The organism is Dehalococcoidia bacterium (assembly GCA_028711995.1).
In the GTDB taxonomy this organism is placed as follows: Bacteria; Chloroflexota; Dehalococcoidia; order SZUA-161; family SpSt-899; genus JAQTRE01.
In genome coordinates this window covers 1-2,905 of record JAQTRE010000230.1, presented here as the reverse complement: position 1 = coordinate 2,905, position 2,905 = coordinate 1, and the positions used below count along the sequence as shown (strand labels likewise).

General features: G+C 52.4%; 3 protein-coding genes. 1 reads left to right on the top strand and 2 read right to left on the bottom strand.

What is annotated here, in order from left to right; translation table 11 throughout:
• Both tig and PHV74_15965 read right to left on the bottom strand, forming a co-directional pair.
• The coding region (tig, locus tag PHV74_15970; protein MDD5095848.1) for a trigger factor at positions 1-1,343 on the bottom strand (1,343 nt) is incomplete at its 3' end.
• 78 nt (positions 1,344-1,421) lie between these two features.
• On the bottom strand, positions 1,422-2,447 hold the full coding sequence (locus PHV74_15965) for a potassium channel protein (GenBank protein ID MDD5095847.1): 1,026 nt from the start codon (positions 2,445-2,447) through the stop codon (positions 1,422-1,424).
• A gap of 96 nt (positions 2,448-2,543) precedes the next feature.
• Here PHV74_15965 and PHV74_15960 point away from each other — a divergent pair, with 96 nt between their 5' ends.
• Entirely contained in the window at positions 2,544-2,666 is a 123-nt protein-coding gene (locus tag PHV74_15960) for a hypothetical protein (GenBank protein ID MDD5095846.1), read from the top strand.
• The last annotated feature ends 239 nt before the right edge of the window (positions 2,667-2,905 follow it).

Below are 2,905 nucleotides of genomic sequence, written 5' to 3'. Positions count from 1 at the left end.
TCTCCTGCCCCTGCATCGGAAGAGACGGCGTTCTCTTCCTCTGATGTCCCTTCTTTGACAGTAGCGATTTCAACCAGGCGATCTATCGTTTTGCGGGTGAGAAGCTCGCCACGTAGCGATTCGCGAGCTTGCGGCGAACTGAACCATTCCCGCATCTGTGCGCTTTGATCTTCCTGATCGCCATGCTCGCGTACATCCTGGAGCATGCGCTCCACTTCAGTATCCACATCGCTATCGGTCACTTCGATCTTCTCCGCCTCGCATATAGCGCTCAGCACCAGAGAATTCCTGACTCTCTTTTCAGCCATTGGGCGGAGCTCATTGCGAAACTCGTCTTCAGTAACTCCCCGGTATCCCAGGTAGGCTTCGAGAGTGATCCCACCCATGCGCATCAACTGGTCGTTTCCCATACGATTGACTTCGTGTTCAACCAGTGCCTCAGGGAACTCCACTTTTGAGACCCCGATGGCCGCCTCGATTGCCTGGCTCTCCAGTTTCCCTCGCATTTCTCGCTCAGCAACAGCCTTTAAGTTGTTGGCCATCCTCTCCCTGAGTTGCTCCAGGGTTTCCAGGTCCTGATTCAGGCTTTTGACAAATTCATCATTCAGCTCGGGCAATCGCTCTTCCTTGATCTCTGAAATCGAGACCTTGAAGAGGCAATCTTTCCCGGCCAGTTCAGTTGAGGGATAATCTTCCGGGAAGGGCAAGGTGAATTCCTTCTCTTCACCTGCGTTCATCTCTACCAGTTTCTCAGCAAATCCCGGCACGGGCGATACCGAACCTTCTGTGATTCGATATGTCGTCCCATTTTTTTCAAGTACAGTGTTTCCTTCAGTTGTGGCGGTAACATCGAGGGCCACCATGTCACCTAAACGTGCTTCGCGCTCCACCGGTTCCCATGAAGCGTGACTGTGGCGGAGGTTTTTCATGGATTCTTCAACTTCGTCATCCGGAATCTCGACTACCTCCGGGATTACCTTGACGGAACAGTAGTCCCCCAATTCTACGACAGGCTTCAGCGGAACAATTGCTTTGAATATCGGCGGCTCAGGTTGAACCACCTCCAGTTGAGGCTGACCGAGGGCCTCTATCCCCTGTTCTTTGATGGCCTGTTCGTAAAGCTCCGGCACCAGATGATCCAGCGCTTCGGTTACCATGGATTCATGCCCGATGTGGCGCTCCAGCATGTGGCGGGGCGCTTTCCCTTTCCGAAAACCGGGAACAACCACCCTGTTCACCAGGCGACGATATGCCTTCTCCAGAGCCTTCTCCATCTCCTCAGGCTCAGCCTCTATGGTGAGTGCCAGCTGGCAACCCTCAATTCTTTCCGATGATACTTTCAATCCGATCCTCCTAAAGAAACAACAACTCTATCATTATATCAGCCAATCCGGTCTTCGTCGACTCAATACCAACGGATGTCAACTGGCATTTGGAACCGGTGGAGGCGGCTTGCCGGAACCCTCCAAAGCCCTCATCTGCTCCTTGGTGCCGATGGCAACCACTTCATCGCCGGGCTCAATAAATGTCTCCACCGACGGATTGGCGATCAGAGAACCGTCCTTTTTCTTCACTGCCAGGATGGTCGCACCGCCGCAACAACGCTGTCCTTCGCCAACCGTTCTGCCGGCAATGGGTGAATCGGCGCTGACTCGAATATCTTCCAGCGATAGCTTGCGATCCCGACTGTCCATGGTTGTATCCACAAAATCAACTACCAGTGGCCTCAACGCGAGCATGGCCAGCCGTCGGCCGCCCAGCCTTTCCGGGAATATGATCCGATCGGCCCCCGCCCGTTTCAACTTACGTTCAGAATCTTCAGCAGAGGCGCGCGCAGCAATGAAAATATTGCGGCGTTTCTCCCTTGCCGAGAGGGTCACGTAAACATTATCGACATCATTCCCAACCGCAGCGATTATGGCTCTGGCCTTTTCTATGCCAGCTTCATTCAGGGCGTCATCACTGGTCACATCGCCTTCGATACATAAGCAACCGTCCTTGATCGCCCTATCCAGGGGTTCCCGTCTTAATTCGATCACCACGAACGGAACCCCTTCACTTTTGAAATAAGAGGCAACTTCCTGACCGACCCTGCCATAACCGCAGATGATGAAATGGTCATGCAGTTTCTTGATCTTTTCTTTCACTCTGCGCCTCCCCAATGTATTCCTGAACTGTCCCTCGGCAACATATTGGACGATTGCCGTAGCGGTATAGAACATTACACCGATGCCACTGATGATCAGCCCAATGGTGAATATCTTTCCGGTATCCGAGAGGGGATGAACCTGGCCGTAGCCGACGGTACTGAGCGTCTCTGCTGTCATGAAGAGGGAATCCAGGAAAGACCAGTCCTCGATGAGCATATAGCCGAGCGTGCCGATGACGAATACGGCAACGAGGCCCGATATGGCTATGGTGAATCGCCCGTTTGGGAAAACACTCATGATCAATCGTCCGGGCCGCTAGAGTTGCGTCTGCTCACGATTTGATGATATCCCATTTCAGTTGGCTTCTCAACTTGCACTCTCTTCCAATACAAGATGAGACCGAAAAGGGGGATCGATTTCTACTGCAAGATGAGAGCCTTAACGACATCAGGCGACTCGTCTATGATCGGGAACATGCGGCTGATCATGGACGACAGACGTTTACAGACAATTTGACCAATCCCGGCTGTATCTGGGGAAGTATACGCGGATGGATATGGCGTTGCCGGCAACTTCATGACTATCTGATCGGACCAGCCACCAAGAAGATTCTGGAGCGGGAATACCGAATAGTGGGTATGCACTTTACTCAACCGGCCACAAAATGTAGTATGTAGGCATGGAAGAGTCTGTTCATCCTGTTTCTGGCATTGATTATCCCGGGACATTCCAGGAATTTGACCGATGGTTTACCA